The organism is Haladaptatus sp. CMSO5, from assembly GCF_036689885.1.
Classification (GTDB): domain Archaea; phylum Halobacteriota; class Halobacteria; order Halobacteriales; family Halococcaceae; genus QDMS2.
In genome coordinates this window covers 1657277-1674126 of sequence record NZ_JBAHVW010000001.1, presented here as the reverse complement: position 1 = coordinate 1674126, position 16850 = coordinate 1657277, and the positions used below count along the sequence as shown (strand labels likewise).

Genomic DNA, 16850 nt, shown 5'->3' with positions numbered 1-16850 from the left:
GCTCGTGTCGAATGCCCAATCACACTGATGGCGATACCAGACAGGCAACCGGGGTTTGAGAAACACCTGCCTAACGAGTGGGTGAGCGACACACGGTCAGTCGGGGAAACGTCGCTGTTAAACGTCCGTAGCCGCTACGAACGCCCAATGACCAACGAATCGGAGTACTCAGAGGGCGACCTCCGAAACACGGGCCTTTCGCTCAAACACGACCGGGAGTGGGACTACGAACTCGAACGCATCATCGAAGCTGTCGAAGAGCGCGATGCGAAGAAAGTCGGTCTCCAGTTCCCTGAAGGCCTCAAACGCCGCGGCCCGGCCGTCGCAGACGACCTCCGCCAACTCCTGCCCGACGACGTGACTGTGATGATTTCGGGTCAGCCGTGTTACGGCGCCTGCGACCTCGATACCTTCCTCATGCGCCGCACCGACGTGTTTGTCCACTTCGGTCACTCGCCGATGAAGGAGTCTGACAAAATCATCTACGTGCCGCTGTTCTCGAACGTCAAAGTGACGCCCATCATGGAGGAGGCGTTGGCCGAACTTGACGGCGACGAGGTTGGCCTCGTCACCACCGCCCAACACATGAACCGCTTCGACGAGATGCGCGACTTCTTAGAAGACGAAGGGTTCACCGTCCACACCCGTCGCGGCGACGACCGCCTCACCCACGAAGGGCAGGTGCTCGGTTGCAACTACGCCTCTGCAGACATCGACGCAGACCACGTCCTCTACGTCGGCGGCGGCAAGTTCCACCCGCTCGGCCTTGCGATGGAACACCCCGACAAAAAGGTCGTCATCGCAGACCCCGTCAACATGGTCGTCACCATCGCGGACACGGACAAGTTCCTCAAGCAGCGCTACGCCTCCGTCCACAAGGCGATGGACGCAGAGACGTGGGGCGTCATCTTCTGTACGAAAATCGGGCAGGGTCGCTGGGAAATTGCCCAAGAAATCTTAGAGGAAAACGAGAACGCCTACCTCATCACGATGGACGAAGTCACCCCAGACCGCCTGCTCAACTTCGGCTTCGATGCCTACGTGAACACCGGGTGCCCCCGCATCACGACCGACGACGGCCCGCGATTCAACAAACCGATGCTCACTCCCGGCGAGTACGAGATTGCGATTGGCGAGAAGCCACTCGACGAACTCGAGTTCGACACCTTCCACGGCACCTGGTAAGCGGGCTGCGCACGTTTATCCGCCGGTATCGCCTATTTTCGGGTATGAATGAGGGTGGAACGACGGGACCGAAGTCGAGAGAACTGCGACCAGAGTCGAACGCGGAGCTGCGGACGATTGGGTTTCGGCTGCGCGAGATTCAACGACTGTTGAGCATGCGCGTAAAGCAAGAAAACGTGCGACTCGAAGCAGAGGGATTAGCGCCGGTCACGGACGCAGCGTTCTTCAAAGAAGGCACAGCGGAGCACGCCGTTTCGCGCCACCGAGTGAAATCACTGGCAGCCCAGCTTGGCGGGCTCGAACTCGGCGCAGACGTACGGGTGGCACTCCTCGGTGGCACGGTCATCTCGGGGACGACCGGACCCATCGACTACGTCCCAACGGAACGCCTCCGGCTGGAAGTGCGTCCCCGAGACGACTCGTCCGTGCGATACGAGATTCGCGCCGTTGTCGAGGAAGCGGGGTGGTCGCCGGTCACGGTTCGGCGCTACGAACTCGGCGACGACGACTGGGAGGTTCTCGGCGTCGTGCGAAGCGTCGAGACCGAATAGGCTACCCCTCTCCTTCCGACTGGTAGGGCTCGCCCACGGCGTGTTGGGGTAACAGCGAGAGAATCTCGTTCAGCAGGTCATCCGGGGACTCAAAGCGGTCTTCGTTCGACCGTTCGAGAAGCGCCCCAAGGTTCTCGCGGCCGTCTGCGAGCTGTAACGTGACATCGCCACACTGCTCGACCCCCGCCGTGCGCTCGAGGGGGAACGACAACTCGTCCAGAACCGATGCGAGGTCGTTCAGTTTCACGTGTCGTGTCATGGCTGAGTATACGAGAGCCGACCAGATAGCCGTGTGTATCTGTCGCGTCCGAACGCGGAGTTAGTAGAATGCGTGGCCAGCGTTCTGCTCGTATCGGCCAAGGCGACCACACCAAATAATTACTATTGTGCATACACAAAACTATTAGTATGTCTATGGGGAATGGTGTGTCAATGAGCGCAACCCACGACGTCAGCCGAGCACTCGATTGCTGTGAGCCAGACGATGCAACCCCCGTGACTCTCGATGCGACCGAACTCGATTCGACGGGTTCTGACTACCTTCGGTCGCTTCGCGGCGCACTCAAAGAGAACAACTTCGTCCCCTCGCGCCTGCGCCTCTCGGCGGCGTTCAAGGAGGACTGCTCGCTCGCGACCCAGCGCGAAATCGACCGCGTGCGCGAGTACGTCCGCGTCGCAGACTTCCTCGGCGCGACGACGCTCACCGTCAGCGTCGACTCGGTGGCGAACCCGGAGAAGGTGCGCCCCGCTCTCTCGGCGTGCCGCGAGCGCGCAGACCGAGAAGGAATCAGCCTTGAGGTGACAGGCCCTCTTTCGCTCTAATGGGAACCAAACGCGCCCTCGAACAGCAGTTGGCCGTCGTCGCCGGATTCGAACGACCGAAGGCGAGTCTCGAACAGTACCGAACGCCGCCCGACCTTGCCGCACACCTCATTCACATCGCTGACTTGCAAGGCGACGTAGAAGACCGCCTCGTGGTGGATTTGGGCACCGGTACTGGCATGCTCGCGCTCGCCGCGGCGTTGCGGGGGCCAACGCGCGTCGTGGGTGTAGACGTAGACCCAAAACCCCTCCAGACGGCCCGCGAGAACAGACGGCGGGTCGGCACCCGCACCGACATCGAGTGGGTGAACGCAGACGCCACGCAGTTGCCGCTCTGTCCCGACGAGCCGACGACCGTCGTGATGAACCCGCCGTTTGGCGCACAGGACGACAACGTCCACGCAGACCGTGCCTTTTTAGAGACGGCCGCCGCGCTCGCGGACGTGTCCTATTCGGTGCACAACGCCGGAAGCCAGCAGTTCATCGAGTCGTTTGCCGAAGACCATGGCGGCGAAGTCACCCACGCGTTTCAGGCCGCCTTCGAGGTGCCAAAACAGTTCGACTTCCACACCGAGGCGTCGAGAACGCTCGACACCGAAGTGTTCCGCATCGAGTGGTAGTTAGCCTTCGTAGGTTTCGCGCGCGGCGACCTGGATGCGGGTGCCGTTATCTGAGACGTAGATTTTGTCGTCCGTTCGCGTAAAGTCGAGTCCGCCGACCGCGACGGTTTCGTTCGGCGCGGGGAGCAAGCCACGGTCGAGCGTTTCGTTGCCCCGGGTGACGATAACGTCGTAGCCGAGTTGTGAGGGTTCGAGCGAGACGTTTTTGTTCGAAATCGTGAATGCCGCGCGCGACTCAGCAGAGACGAACGCGAGCACTTCCGGTGCGCCGGGTCGTTGGAGGTTGACTTTGTACACCGAGGAGTTTCCGGCGACCGTCCACCCGTTTCGCGTGACCGTGACGGTCTCTTGCCAGCCCACGCCACCGACTCTGACCGTTTCTTGGCCGGAAAACGCAAGGCGACCGCTCGTCACCGCAGTCGTCCAGATGTGTCGCTGTTCGCTGATGACGATGACGCCTGAGGTGTTCACCCGCGTCGTCTCGTTGAACGCGCTCACGTTGATGGCGAGAATCATCTGGTTTGGCACGTCTTCTGCGTAGGAGACGGTGTAGTCGCGAACCTCGACGGCGTTCATTCCGGGTGCCGTGGCATCGTCAACCGTTGTGAGATTCACCGGGACGGTCGGGACGCTGAGCAAGAGAAGACACATGACGAGCAGTCCGGACGCCACCTCCCAACGCGAGAGGTCGAGGGCGCGGATGAACGGCCGGTCTGAGGCGCTCACGCCGACGGCGATGAGGACGGCGAGTGAGAACACGAGTGCCGTGCCGAGTGCCCGGTAGAGGACGAACGTTTCCGCGCCGCGAAACCAGTACACCGCCCAGAGGCCTTGGCCGACCGAAAAGAGGAGCGCGCCGAGCCAGAGCCGGAAGGCGTTCGGCTTGATGTTGCGCCGGTGGATGAGGAACACACCGAGGACGACCCCCGCGAACAGCCCGAGAGCGTGGCCTTGAATCGCAATCGACGCCCACCACGGCGTCTGGAACACCGGGCCTGCCTGCGCTTCGGTGACGGGCGTGCGAAGCGCGCTGTAAACGAGGCTGATGACGCTGCTCGCAGAGAGCGCGATGATGGTGGTGAGCGGATAGCGCACGAGTGCGAAGCCAGCGAAGGCGAACACGACGCCCGAAAAGCCGATGACTGGGCCGAGCGCGAACATGCCCGTGAAAACGCCGACGGCGAAAACCACGCCGACGAACGCGAGGATGCGCGCGAACGGATTGGTTCGAAGCGAGGTGAACGTCTGCGTGCCGCGTTCGGTGGGGTAGTGGCTGAAGGCGTACTCTGCAATCGGTGCGAGCGCGAGCGTACCGATGAGATTGCCCATCAGGTGTCCGGGACTCGCGTGGGAGAACGGCGCGGCGATGATACCGAGCGGATAGAGATACGACCACGCCCGGAAGGGAATGACCAGCGGGCGATACCAGTCAGCGATGCCCTGCTGGAGAAACAAGTAGACGGAGAGGACGCCGCCGATGACGATGAGGGTGCCCCACGGCACGCCGAGGACGAGACGTTTTCGAAGCGGGTCACCCCACCGACTGTTGTGGCGGTCGAGCCACCACACCGCAGCGAGTGAGACGAGAACCGCAAGCACGGTGGCAAGTTGCCAGAGGGAGCGCCCGGACGGGAGAGAGACCATTATCAGTGAGTGAGAACCTCCTGCCTCTTTGTTCCTCCGTCCAGTGATTTGCGCGCCATCGGAGAGACGACACGTTTAGGCGGGTGGTGGCCGCAGTGTGGCACATGATTCACTCAGACTGGGGCGACTGGCTTCCGACGACGGTTGCGGAAGCAGACCCCGACGGCGTCGCCATCTGGTATCTCGGCTGCAACGGCTTCATCCTCAAAGGCCACGAGGGAACCACGATTTTCATCGACCCGTATCTCGGCACGGGCGACCCCGGCCGGACGCTTCGTATGGTACCCGTTCCATTCGACCCTGACGACGTTGTCGAGGCCGATGCGCTGCTCTGTACCCACGAGCATTCAGACCACGTCCATGGTGAGAGCCAAGCACCAATCCTCGCGAACACGGGTGCGACGATGTACGCCCCAGACGACAGCCTCGCGGTGGCAGAGGAAGAAGGCTGGGCTGAGACGTGGGACGTCTCACAGCAGCAGTTCCACGAGGTCGCAGAAGGTGACACGCTCACGGTTGGCGAGTTCGACATCACCGTCGAAGTCGCCCACGACCCCGACGCGACCCACCCCGTCTCCTACGTCATCGACCACGACGCAGGGACGTTCTTCCACGGCGGCGACTCGAAGCCCCACGAGAAATTCGAACGCGTCGGTGAGGAATACAACATCGACCTCGGCGTGCTCGCCTTCGGCTCTGCGGGGATGATTCCTGACAAGCAGACGCGCGTGCCCAAGTACACGAAGTGGTACGCAGACGAAAACGAGATTATCGACGCCGCCCGCGCACTCAAGCTCGACCGCTTACTGCCAAGCCACTGGGACATGTGGAAAGGCCTGACTGCAGACCCGACGGCGCTGCACGACCACGCGCGGCGTTTCGAGTATCCGAAACGACTCGAAATCACAGAGATTGGCGACTGCGTCTCTCTGTAGCCGGTCTACACGGCAGCAAACCTGTATTTTTTATGAACTTTCTCGGGTAGTTTTATGTATTTTCCGGAGAGATTCAGAAGTATGAGTAACTCACCCGTCGCAGAAGAACTCGCGGTTTCTCTAGAGGATGTCACAGTCACAAAATCCTACCAATCAGAGAAATTTCCGGTTCCCGCTATCGAATTTGTCATCGAATCAAACCGCGACGACGACGCACTCGTTCGCCTCATCGACTACCCACCAGAGACGATTTCGAAAGACGACCTCGGCTTTCACCCCGAGTTCGGCGCAAGTTACTGGACGGTCGCAGACGACCACATCGTGTTCGAGCGGACGGTTGCGGCGGGCGAATCGTACACGACCGTCTACGGGGTTCGGGACGTAGACGACGAGGGCATCGAGGCGTTCCTCACCGAACCGGAACTCGTCATCGTGGATGCGAGTGAAGATGTCGAAGCCGTCCTCGGGGAGGACAACAATCAGGTTGTCCGCGAAGTGCTCGCGGGCACGGCAGAGACGGTTCCGGGCGCAGAGCCAGCGGCGGAAACCGACCACGACTCAATCGAGGTTCCAGACCCAGAACCGGAAGCGGACGAAGACGAAATCGAGCCAATCGAACTCGAAGACCCAGACCCAATCGCAGACTCAGAGCCAGCACCAGCCGAAGCGCAAGCTGAGGTTGACGAACCAGCCGAAATCGAAGCGCCAGTCGAACCGGTCTCCGAACCCGAAGCGAACGAAGTGGTAGATGAAGAAGCGTCGGAGGAAACCACAGAGAGTCGCGGCCCCGCAATCATGCCGGGTAACGTGGCGGCGGCACTCGCCGCAGAGGTGCGCGAAGGGCGCGTGTCGAGCGACGCCCTCGACGTGTTGCGTGAGGAGCTGACCGTCGAAGCCCACGACGACAGCAACGACGTGCGCATCAAGCACCTCCAATCGCAGGTCGCAGACCTCACGGCGTACACGGCGGCGCTCGAAGACTTCATCGACGAAAATGGCCCCGGTCGCCACCTCCTCGACAATTTAAAGAGCGAACTCGCGAACGTAAACGACGATCTCCACGACCTGAACCAACGCGTTGCCTCGAACGGCAAATCGATTCGCACGCTCGAAGACGACTCGCTCGAACTGCGCGATAACATCAACGAACTCGATGAGCAGGCGGCGACCGTGCGCGGCAACCTGAGCGCGCTCGAAGACGACGTGCTCGACGTGCGTGGCAGCATGGACGACATCGAAAGCGACGTGAGCCGGCTCGACGACACGATTGACGACGTGGTCGAAGAGCAAGAAGAGCAACTCGCAGAACTTACCGAGCGCCACAAGCGCCGCCTCGATGAGGTGCAGGCAACACAAGCAGAGTTAGAGGAAACGGTCGCAGAGATGAAGCAGTGGCGTGACCAACTCGCCGGTGTGTTCGGCGGCGCTTCCGAATAACAACCGCAATCTGTTTTAGAGGGAGTCCCTTGGACTCGATAATGACCGAGACGATTCCGGTCGCCGTGCCACGCAAGGGCCGCCCGCTCGAAGCCGTCTTAGAGCGACTCGCGGCTCGCACCCGGGAACTCGATGAGACCGCGCCGTTCGACGACGTTGCAGACCACGTCATTTCGACGCTTCGCTACGAGAAGGCCATCACGAAGGGCAACCAGAGCACAGCGGAACCCGTCTACGACCGGCTCGCAAACTACAGCGACCTAGCCAACCCAGAAGCGCCCGAGTTTACGCTGTTGCGCGACGACCGCGAGGCGATGCCCCGACGCATCGTGTTCGACAGCGTCACCGTGCCCGTTGGCGACGTGGAAGTGCAACTTGTGGGGCGCGAAGAGCCGTTTCGCGCGCTCAGAAAACACGAGTTCGCCCTCGGCTTCGACAGCGCAGACCTCGTATTGGAAGAAGTCGTCGAGTTGCGCGAAGAACCGCTCGCGCGCATCGCGGACCTGAACGCGCGCATCAGCCCGCGCGACACGGACGTGCGCGTCGTGACCGGGCTTGGCGATACGGTGTATCACACGCTGCTCGTGAGTCCGGAGCGCAAAGCAGACGGCCCTGACGTCCCGCTTGGCCACGAGTTCGTGAAAGCTCACGACGGCCCGTTGTGTATCTCGCCGCGCTATGAGCGCCTCGTCGAAGCCATCCTCGGCACCGACGCGGTCCAGAACGTCACCTTCTGCTATCCAGATGAGGGGACAGAGGAAGAAGAAGCGATTGCGGACGTCGGTCTTGGCGTCTATCTCACGGTGACCGGGTCGACGGCGCGCGACTACGGGCTCGAACTCGGCGAACGGCTGTTCCCGAGCGAAACTGTGCTCCTCGAAAATCACAAGGAGGCGACGACCGAGGCCGCCCGAAAGGCGAAACTGCTGTTCTGTAGCCCCGAACTCGACACGGAACTGTCGGTCTGAAACGGGGCTTTTCGGTAGACGCAAGCCGATTGGTACGGGGGGTTTGTCACGGTTTGTCACTTATATTGTTTTGAGATGTCTTAAGCCACTAATCCCATTATAGAATATTAACATTATAAATCATAAAGGTTTTTTACCCGGTCGTAGTTCGCAATGATGTAGTGACAAACCATGACTGTACACACCGCAGTACATCGCCGGTCTGCACAGCTTCCTTACCAGCCAACAACCCCGCCCAGTCGACCCACATGCCACGAGACACTGACGACCTGACCGCACCGCTCGTCCCGCACATCTACTCGGATGACGAGAACGACCGAGAACCGACGCAGACCGACTTGTACGAACAGCTTACGCAGCTCCAAACGCAGCTCGACCAACTCGAAACAGACCTGAGAGAATCATTCCAATGTTAGACGACTACATCACCGACACGAACTTCGACATCAAAGACATCGACAACCCGAAAGCCCGACTGCTTCGACAGAAGCTCAACAACCAGGACTACGTGTTCGCGCCCGGCCTCTATCACGCCTTAGACGCTCGGCTCGCCGAGATGGCTGGCCACGACGCAGCCTACATGTCCGGCTACTCGACCGTGCTTGGCCAGTTTGGCTTCCCCGACCTCGAAATGGTCACGATGACCGAGATGGTCGAGAACGCAAAGCGCATGTGCGAAGCCACGAACCTGCCGGTCATCGCGGACTGTGACACGGGGTACGGCGGCATCCACAACGTCCGACGCGCGGTGCGAGAGTACGAGAAGGCTGGCGTCGCCGCCGTCCACATCGAAGACCAAGTTTCGCCAAAGCGCTGTGGCCACATCGCGGGCAAGCAAATCGTCTCGCGTGACGAAGCCCGCGCCCGCTTCGAGGCCGCGGTGGACGCAAAGCAGTCAGAAGATACCATCATCATCGCCCGCACGGACGCCTACGGCTCTGCGAACGGCGACTGGGAGGAACACTTAGAGCGCGGGCGCATCTACGCCGACGCTGGCGTCGACCTCGTCTGGCCAGAGATGCCAGACCCATCGCGCGAAGACGCCGTCAACTACGCAGAGACGATTCACGAGACCCACCCAGACCTCAAGCTCGCGTTCAACTACTCGTCATCGTTCCGCTGGTCTGAACAGGAAGACCCGCTCACCTTCCAAGAGCTCGGTGACCTCGGCTACAAGTACCAGTTCATCACCCTCTTCGCGCTCCACTCAGGTGCGTACGCGGCCTACGAGGACATGAAGAACTTAGCCGAGAACGCAGAACAGGCGCAGTTCGACTTAGAACAGAAGTACATCGGCCACCCAACCGAGAGCCACCACGAACTCTCGAACGTCCCACGCTACCAGGACATCGAAAAGCAGTTCGACCCACTCGCCAGAGAGCGCATCGAATCCTCCGAAGGGTTCGCAGAATCCGACGACTAAACTCTCGGCTCGATTTTTCGCAGTGCTCACATAGCTGACATAGTATTTAATCGACCACCTGACAAACCAAATTACCATGACTGAACGAATACACGGCAGACAGTTCGTGCGAACATTTTTCACCACACCAACAGCGGTGGAAGGAGAAGACGATTCAGCCAAAATGCTCCGGAGCGCCATCAAGCTCCGCGGCATGAAAGCCCCCGACGTGTGGGTGCCGGACAACGAAGACGCAACCGCTCCCTCGATGCGCGATGAAGGCGCAGCAAACATCATCGACGTCATCTCCGAAGGCGGCGCAGAGTTCCCCGGCGAAATCCACCCGCGCGTCGTCTGGCACCGCGACAGCCCGTCGACCCGCTATCAGGGATTCAAACACATGCTCGAAATCGCAGACCCAGAACGCGGTGCAATCGAGCACATAGACGGCTTCGTCATCCCCGAAGTGGGTGATATTGACGACTGGAAAAAAGCAGACGAGTTCATCACCATCGTGGAACACGAACACGGCCTGCCAGAGGGCAGCATCAACATGTCCGTCATCGTCGAAAGCGGCGAAGCCGAGCTGGCGATGGGCCACCTCCGCGACGAGATGGGCAAGCCAACGAATAACTTAGAACGCCTGTTCATGCTCGTCGACGGCGAGGTTGACTACACGAAGGACATGCGCGGGATGACGCCGACTGGGTCGCTCCCACCGTGGCCCGAACTGCGACACAACACCTCGCGCGCGGCGAGTGCTGCAGGCCTCATCGCGGTCGACGGTCCCTACGACAACATCCGCGACGTGGAAGGCTACCACACCCGCATGACCGAGAATCAGGCCAAAGGGATGCTCGGCATCTGGTCGCTCACGCCCGGCCAAGTCGTCGAAGCGAACAAGGGGCCACTCCCACCGAAGACCGGAAGCTGGCACATCGAAGCTGGCGGCCGCCGGGTCGAACTCACGCCCGAAGACGGCGTGCAGGTGTACGACGGCGACCGCGTGTCCGTCGAAGAAACCGGCGACGGCTACCTCCTCCGCGTCGACACCGACGAGCAGCAACTCACAGAAGACGAACTCCGCGAGGAGCTGTTGAATCTGACCGTCTACGTCCCGAGCATGGACGACATCGTCGACTCGATGGAGGAGTTCGAGACGGCACGTGACGCGGGCAGAGGTGCAATCGCCATCACCCAATCCGCGACGATTCGCATCGGTGAGGTCGACATTGACATCAGCAAAGACCGGATGTGGGACGAAGCCACCTTCCAGGCCGCGATGACGCCAATCGCGCTGTTCCAAGACGTCTACGAGAATCGCCCAGACCAGCACGACGACTTGGCCGAAATGTACGGCGAAGACATCGTCGAGCGCGCGGCGAACGTTGGCCGCTGAGAAGGCTTCAATTTTCTTTTTTCGAGCGCAGAGCCAGCGCTCTCAGTCACAACGGTAAAAGAACAGGCTGACCCCCGGCGTGCGGGTTCAGGGGAGAATCGTTACTGGATGTGGCCTTCGCGGCGCAGCTGGGCGGCGTCCTGTTTGGTGTAGCGCCACTCGATGTTGGCCTTCTCGTCTTGCCACGACCACGGTTCGATGAGGACGACGTCGTCCTCGTTGATCCATGTCCGATACTTCATTCGGCCGGGGATACGCCCCAGCCGGGTTTCGCCGTCTTGGCACTGGAGACGGACGTGGTTGCCACCGAGCATCTCGGTGACGACCGCGAACATCTCGTCGCTGTTTGGCATGCGGAGATTCCTCCGCCCACCGTCTTCTTCACTCACAGTGGGACTATGTGGTCACGACGGATAACTCATTGGAGATAGGTGCGACCGTGGGACACACCGAAAAAGGGAGGCTGGAAGCTTACTGGTCGTCCCAGGCGGAGAGGAGCGCTTCTTCGTCCGCAAGCCCGTCTTCAGGCAGCGCGTGGTTGATGACGTAGGAGCCTTCCTCGTGGGTGTTGTCCCACATGTCTTGGTGGGCTTTCGGCGCGTCGTCCCACGCGGTGAGGTGGGTTTCTGGAACGCCGAAGGCACCGAGTTCGATGGCCTCGTTCATCTGGGCCACCTCCCACGGATTTTTCATGTGCGTGCCGAAGATTTCGGTCGATGGCATGTAGATACGCCGCTGGCGCATCCAGACCTGTGGGGCGTAAAACGAGTAGCGCCGCCCTGCCATCTCCTCTGCGAAGACGACCTTCCCCTGGAATGGGAAACAAAGCATCGACGAGACGGCGAGCGTGTTCTGGCCTGCGCGCTCGAACACCACGTCGGGATTACCACGCGGGTTGTTCGGCGTCTTCAGGATGCCGCCGAGGGCGATGCCGAGTGGCTTGAACATGTTGCCCATGTACGCGCCAAGATTGCGTGGGTCGTCGATGTCGGGGAACGAGTCCATGTACTCGAAGGAGTCGTTCTCGTCTGCGAGCGTTTCGAGGCTGATGACGCCCGTCACGTCGAACTCGTCTTCGACGTAGTCTGCCTGTTCGTCGGTTTCGGTGATGACCGCGACGCGAGCGCGACTGGCGAGCGCGGATGCTATGGCGTCCTCGGCAACCGCGTCTTCGGTTCCCGTCACGTCTTCTGGCGTTCCGTACCAGACGAGCACCGACTGGCCGGGACGGAGGTTGGCGCGCGAGAACATCTCCTCGGGTTCGACGCTGCCACCTTTCCCGATAAAGGAGAGTTCGTGGCCCGTCGACGCGCCGTAGAACGTGAGACGGCCGCCGTCTCCGAGCAGTTGGTAGGTCCGCGAGAAGGCGAGTTTGCCCGCGTGCGAGACGGCGTAGTCTGCGAGTTCGCCGTCGTTTTGGTCGCGGTACGAGTCGAGGAGCGGTTCCCCGGCTGCTTCCCACTCGGCCCACTCGTCGGGGTCGTTTGGCACGTCGGTCATGGCGTCTACGAGCGTTGCGTCTTTGCGGTTGATGGTCGCGGACGCACCGGCATCGTGGGCGCGTTCGGCGCGTTCGTCACTGGAGACGAGACCCGTGACGTTGAGACCCTGACTCGCGGCCATCACGACGGCGTCGCGGCCCGTCCCCGTGGATGCGCCTTCGACGAAGAGGTTCGAGTTCGGCTCCACGTCGAGCGTGGTAAAGAGGGCGCGGTAGATGGTTCCCATCGTGAGAATGTAGGAACCGGCCTCGGTGAGATCTAAGTTCTGCGGTGGTTTGAACAGCTGTGTGCCTTGGGCGACCATGAACTGCTGGTGGGAGCCATCCGGCGTCTGGTAGCCCTGAATCTCGTAGTTCGAAAACATCGGGTCTTTCGATGCTTTCGGGTCGATTGGGTCGAACTGCCCGGCGTAGACGTTCACGAGATCGCCAACCTCGATGCGTCCCTGTTCTTCGATTGCTTCGCCGATGGAGACGACGTAGCCAAGGCCGCCAGAGCCGGTGATGTGCCACGGCGTGTCGTGGCCTTTGAACGTCGAAACGGGGTCGCCCGCGATGGCCCACGAGTCGTTGAAGTTGACTTCAGAGGTGAGCAGATAGACGAGGGCGTCCATCGGGCCGGGCGCTTCGACCGGCACGACGATTTCCTTTTCTGCCTCGTCTGCGAGCGGTTCGCCGTGAATCGGTTCGCCGTCGTCGTCGCCAATGATACCCCATGCAAGCTGATACTTCGGAATCTCGGTTTCGCCAGGATAGAACGGTGCGCCAATTGGGAGCAGGTCACCGGCTTCGATGAGGTCTGAAACAAGGTCATCGGAAGCGAGTTCTGGCGGTTCAATCGTTCCCATGGCTCACACCTTCCGGGAGCAAAGTGATAAACATAACTTGTGCAAAATCAAATAGAATGGTTAATCACCATTGTCGTGTATGCTGAATTTTCAGAAATTGTAACTAGACAAGTTTTGTCTGTACCCCTACGTGTTATATGTTACAATGGGTCAACTGTGACAGTACCAAATGCCATCTTCAAACATGACGCTTCTGTCGTATTTCACCCGGGCGACACGGCTCTTTCCGGAGAAGGAAGTCGTGTCGTGTCCGCCCGATGGTGACCAACGATACACGTATGCGGCGTTCGCAGACCGTGTCACCGGACTCGCAGCCGGGCTGGCAGAACTGGGCGTCGCGGAGGGTGCGCGCGTCGGCACGATTGGCTACAACCACCACCGCCACTACGAGGCGTACTTCGCCGTCCCCCTCTCCGGCGGACAGCTGCATACCATCAACGCCGTCCTCCCAGACAGTCACGTCTCGTACATCGTAAACGACGCCGCAGATTCCGTCTTGCTCGTAGACCCCGGCGACCCACTCGAAACGGTCGAACGCGTCTGGGACGACATCGATTGCGTTGAACACGTCGTCGTAATGAGCGATTCCGTCCCCGACACTACCCTCCCCGCGGTGGCCTACGACGATATCGTGGTCGAAGATGCGACGGTCGAGTGGGCAGACCTCGCCCCCGACCAGCCTGCGGGCATGTGTTACACCTCGGGCACCACGGGCAAGCCAAAGGGCGTCGAGTACACCCAGTCGATGTTGTACGCCCACGGCATGATGCTCATGTCGCCTGCGAGCATGTGCATCGACGAATCCGACGTGGTGCTCCACACCGTCCCGATGTACCACGTCAACGCGTGGGGGCTTCCCTACGCGGCGACCGTCGCGGGCGCAAAGCAGGTGTTTCCCGGCCCCGCTCCAACCGTCGAAGAACTCGCTCATCTCATCGAAGCAGAAGGGGTGACACTCACTGGCGGCGTCCCAACAGTGTGGATTTCCATGCTTGAATATCTCGAGGACCACGACGTGAACATCTCTTCGCTTGACCGCATCGTCGCCGGAGGCAGCGCCGTCCCCGAAGGCGTCATGCGCACCTACGAAGAAAAGTACGGCGTCACCATCGACCAAGCGTGGGGGATGACTGAAACGATGAGTATCTCCAGTGTGTCGCGGCCGAAGTCCTACATGCGCGAATGGACACAAGAACGCCAGTTCGAAAAACGAGCCAAGCAGGGGATTCTCGCGCCGAGTCTCGACATGAAGGTCGTGAACACCAAAGGCGAGGAGATCTCGTGGGACGGCGAAACGTTTGGCGAACTCTGGATTCGCGGGCCGACCGTCGTAGACGAATACTACAACCGACCGGACGCAACCGCAGACAGCTTCGAGGGCGACTGGCTCAAGACGGGCGACATCGTCACCGTAGACGGCCACGGCTACATCGAACTCGTAGACCGGGACAAAGACATTATCAAAAGCGGCGGTGAGTACATTTCGAGCATCGAACTCGAAAATCAGCTCATGGGCCACGACGAAATCACGGAAGCCGCCGTGTTCGCAATCCCCCACGAGAAGTGGCAAGAGCGCCCTGCAGCGACGCTGAAACTGCGTCCCGAAAGCACGCTCACCGCAGACGACGTACGAGAATTTCTCAGCGAATCGTATCCACGATGGTGGCTCCCCGACACCATCTTATTCGTCGACGAAGTGCCGAAAACCGCAACCGGAAAGTTTGATAAGAAACGACTCAGAGAACAGTTCCAGCAGACCACCTTAGAGCAGACGCCTGACCGGTAAGCTACTCGAACACTCTTTCGCGCGGAAAATTGACACGGCGACCCACGAGAATCAATTTCTCCCGTGCCATTGAATGTCCCTCGTGCATACGATAGACACTTTCATATGCACCTTAGGGATAAGCCGAACCAGAGATGGCAACACTGTCATTCGAACCGCTATCGTACGACGACATTCCAGTCGAGGAACGGCCGACGCTGTTACAAGCGCTCGTGCCCGTGCTCGGAATGCTCACCTTCCTGAGCGTCGGGGCAATCGGACTTGGCCTCGACGCCCATATGCCGCTGTTATGGGGCATCGTCCTCACCGGGCTTGTCGGACGCTACTGGATTGGAATCTCGTGGAACCGCATGTACGAAGGCATCGTCGATGGGCTGCGCATGGGGATGCAAGCGATACTCATCATTTTTATAATATATTTATTAATAGCGACGTGGACGGGGTCGGGCACGATTCCCGCGCTCATCTACTACGGCCTCGACATCCTGAACCCACAGGTGTTCCTCCCCGCGACTGCCCTGCTCGCGGCCATCGTCGCGTTCGCGATTGGCTCGTCGTGGACCACCGCCGGGACGCTCGGCGTTGCATTCATCGGCATCGGAGCCGGGCTTGGCGTCCCCGAACAGATGACCGCCGGTGCCATCCTCACGGGTGCGTACACGGGCGACAAAATTTCACCGCTCTCTGATACGACGAACCTCGCCGCTGCGGTCACCAACACCGACCTCATGACCCACGTCCGCACCATGCGCGTGGGCACGTCGATTGCGATGGGGATTTCACTCGTCCTCTACGCCATCCTCGGCCTCAACGCCGCAGGCGCGATTCCAGCAGAGAGCGTTGGCAACATCCAATCAGCGATTGCGGGAACCTACAATCTCTCGCCGCTCGTTTTCCTCCCGCTGCTCATCACTTTCGGCCTCGCACTGAGTGGCTTTCCCGCCTTGCCAGCACTCGGCGCAGGCATCTTCGCGGGCGTGTTCACCCAGTTCTTCTTCCAAGGCCCGCTCACGGTTGCGAACTTCGTCGCCGCGTGGGAAGTGCCGATGTACGGAACCTCCCCGGAGACCGGCTCTGAACTCGTAAACGGACTACTCGCTTCCGGCGGCGTCGTTGGCGATTCGGCGTGGACGATTACTATTGTCGTCGCCGCGCTTTCGCTCGGCGGCATCTTAGAACGCACTGGGGTAATCGCCGTCTTGACCCACCACCTGAGCAAGGCCATCACGTCGGTTGCGGGGCTTACGATTGGGACGGCCGCCTCCGCACTCGGCATGAACATCCTCGCCGCAGAGCAGTACATGAGTATCGTCGTGCCAGGGATGAGCCTCCGCGGGCTCTACGACGATTTCGACTTAGAGAGCCGCAACCTCTCGCGTGGCATCGAAGCCGCCGGGACGACGACGAGTGCGCTCATCCCGTGGAACGCCGGTGCAATCTACATGACCGGTGTTCTCGGTGTCGCACCGTTCGCCGGTTCGATGGGACTCCAAGGCTACGCGCCGTACTACTTCCTCGGCTTCCTCTCCCCGCTCATCCTCATCACGATGGGGCTGACCGGCTGGCGGATTACGAAGAAGACAGATGAGACGCAGGCTGGTCTCAAAGGCGCAATCTCGTCGCTCGGCGACAACTGACCACTCCTCCTCAGTTTCGAATTTCTCAACCGAAACTGTCGAGGCTCAATCATACTACTGGCGGAAAACAGGTCGTTTGAGCGAGAAGTATTCCGGAAAGAGAAACATGTGTTTG

General features: G+C 60.4%; 16 protein-coding genes. 12 read left to right on the top strand and 4 right to left on the bottom strand.

Translation table 11 applies throughout. From position 1 onward, the window contains the following. Positions 1–147: 147 nt before the first annotated feature. Both dph2 and V5N12_RS08865 read left to right on the top strand, forming a co-directional pair. Entirely contained in the window at positions 148–1185 is a 1038-nt protein-coding gene (gene dph2, locus V5N12_RS08870) for a diphthamide biosynthesis enzyme Dph2 (RefSeq protein WP_332898802.1), read from the top strand. Positions 1186–1229: 44 nt separating this feature from the next. Continuing rightward, complete coding sequence (locus V5N12_RS08865; RefSeq protein WP_332898801.1) at positions 1230–1736, top strand: hypothetical protein; 507 nt, start codon at positions 1230–1232, stop codon at positions 1734–1736. A gap of 1 nt (position 1737) precedes the next feature. Here the strand turns inward: V5N12_RS08865 and V5N12_RS08860 are convergent, their stop codons facing one another. Continuing rightward, positions 1738–1995, bottom strand: coding sequence for a DUF5789 family protein (locus V5N12_RS08860; protein ID WP_332898800.1), 258 nt, complete (start codon positions 1993–1995; stop codon positions 1738–1740). A 173-nt stretch (positions 1996–2168) separates the two neighbouring features. Between V5N12_RS08860 and V5N12_RS08855 the strand changes: the two genes are divergently transcribed. Together V5N12_RS08855 and V5N12_RS08850 are read left to right on the top strand one after the other, a co-directional pair. Beyond that, positions 2169–2558, top strand: coding sequence for a hypothetical protein (locus V5N12_RS08855; protein ID WP_332898799.1), 390 nt, complete (start codon positions 2169–2171; stop codon positions 2556–2558). Beyond that, entirely contained in the window at positions 2558–3178 is a 621-nt protein-coding gene (locus V5N12_RS08850) for an METTL5 family protein (RefSeq protein ID WP_332898798.1), read from the top strand. Before V5N12_RS08855 ends, V5N12_RS08850 begins: the two co-directional genes overlap by 1 nt. Here V5N12_RS08850 and V5N12_RS08845 read toward each other — a convergent pair whose 3' ends face one another. Next, on the bottom strand, positions 3179–4822 hold the full coding sequence (locus V5N12_RS08845; protein WP_332898797.1) for a rhomboid family intramembrane serine protease: 1644 nt from the start codon (positions 4820–4822) through the stop codon (positions 3179–3181). A gap of 104 nt (positions 4823–4926) precedes the next feature. Here V5N12_RS08845 and V5N12_RS08840 point away from each other — a divergent pair, with 104 nt between their 5' ends. The 6 genes from V5N12_RS08840 to aceB all read left to right on the top strand — a co-directional run bounded on the left by V5N12_RS08840 (position 4927) and on the right by aceB (position 10963). Continuing rightward, positions 4927–5757, top strand: coding sequence for an MBL fold metallo-hydrolase (locus V5N12_RS08840; RefSeq protein ID WP_332898796.1), 831 nt, complete (start codon positions 4927–4929; stop codon positions 5755–5757). 81 nt (positions 5758–5838) lie between these two features. Next, positions 5839–7194: a hypothetical protein gene (locus tag V5N12_RS08835; RefSeq protein ID WP_332898795.1), complete on the top strand. Its 1356-nt coding sequence runs from the start codon at positions 5839–5841 to the stop codon at positions 7192–7194. 41 nt (positions 7195–7235) lie between these two features. Continuing rightward, positions 7236–8162 (top strand): hypothetical protein, encoded by a 927-nt coding sequence (locus V5N12_RS08830; RefSeq protein WP_332898794.1) that lies wholly within the window; start codon positions 7236–7238, stop codon positions 8160–8162. Between the two features lie 248 nt (positions 8163–8410). Further along, a complete protein-coding gene (locus V5N12_RS08825) occupies positions 8411–8578 on the top strand; it encodes a hypothetical protein (RefSeq protein WP_332898793.1) in 168 nt (55 codons plus the stop codon). Continuing rightward, entirely contained in the window at positions 8572–9585 is a 1014-nt protein-coding gene (gene aceA, locus V5N12_RS08820; RefSeq protein ID WP_332898792.1) for an isocitrate lyase, read from the top strand. Before V5N12_RS08825 ends, aceA begins: the two co-directional genes overlap by 7 nt. Positions 9586–9661: 76 nt before the next feature. Beyond that, complete coding sequence (aceB, locus tag V5N12_RS08815; RefSeq protein WP_332898791.1) at positions 9662–10963, top strand: malate synthase AceB; 1302 nt, start codon at positions 9662–9664, stop codon at positions 10961–10963. A 101-nt stretch (positions 10964–11064) separates the two neighbouring features. Here aceB and eif1A read toward each other — a convergent pair whose 3' ends face one another. Together eif1A and V5N12_RS08805 are read right to left on the bottom strand one after the other, a co-directional pair. Then, positions 11065–11352: a translation initiation factor eIF-1A gene (gene eif1A / locus V5N12_RS08810; RefSeq protein ID WP_332898790.1), complete on the bottom strand. Its 288-nt coding sequence runs from the start codon at positions 11350–11352 to the stop codon at positions 11065–11067. 82 nt (positions 11353–11434) lie between these two features. Continuing rightward, complete coding sequence (locus V5N12_RS08805) at positions 11435–13312, bottom strand: zinc-binding dehydrogenase (RefSeq protein WP_332898789.1); 1878 nt, start codon at positions 13310–13312, stop codon at positions 11435–11437. A gap of 169 nt (positions 13313–13481) precedes the next feature. Between V5N12_RS08805 and V5N12_RS08800 the strand changes: the two genes are divergently transcribed. After that, positions 13482–15098: a long-chain fatty acid--CoA ligase gene (locus V5N12_RS08800; RefSeq protein WP_332898788.1), complete on the top strand. Its 1617-nt coding sequence runs from the start codon at positions 13482–13484 to the stop codon at positions 15096–15098. A 134-nt stretch (positions 15099–15232) separates the two neighbouring features. After that, positions 15233–16735: an arginine/ornithine antiporter ArcD gene (arcD, locus tag V5N12_RS08795; protein WP_332898787.1), complete on the top strand. Its 1503-nt coding sequence runs from the start codon at positions 15233–15235 to the stop codon at positions 16733–16735. Positions 16736–16850: the final 115 nt, after the last annotated feature.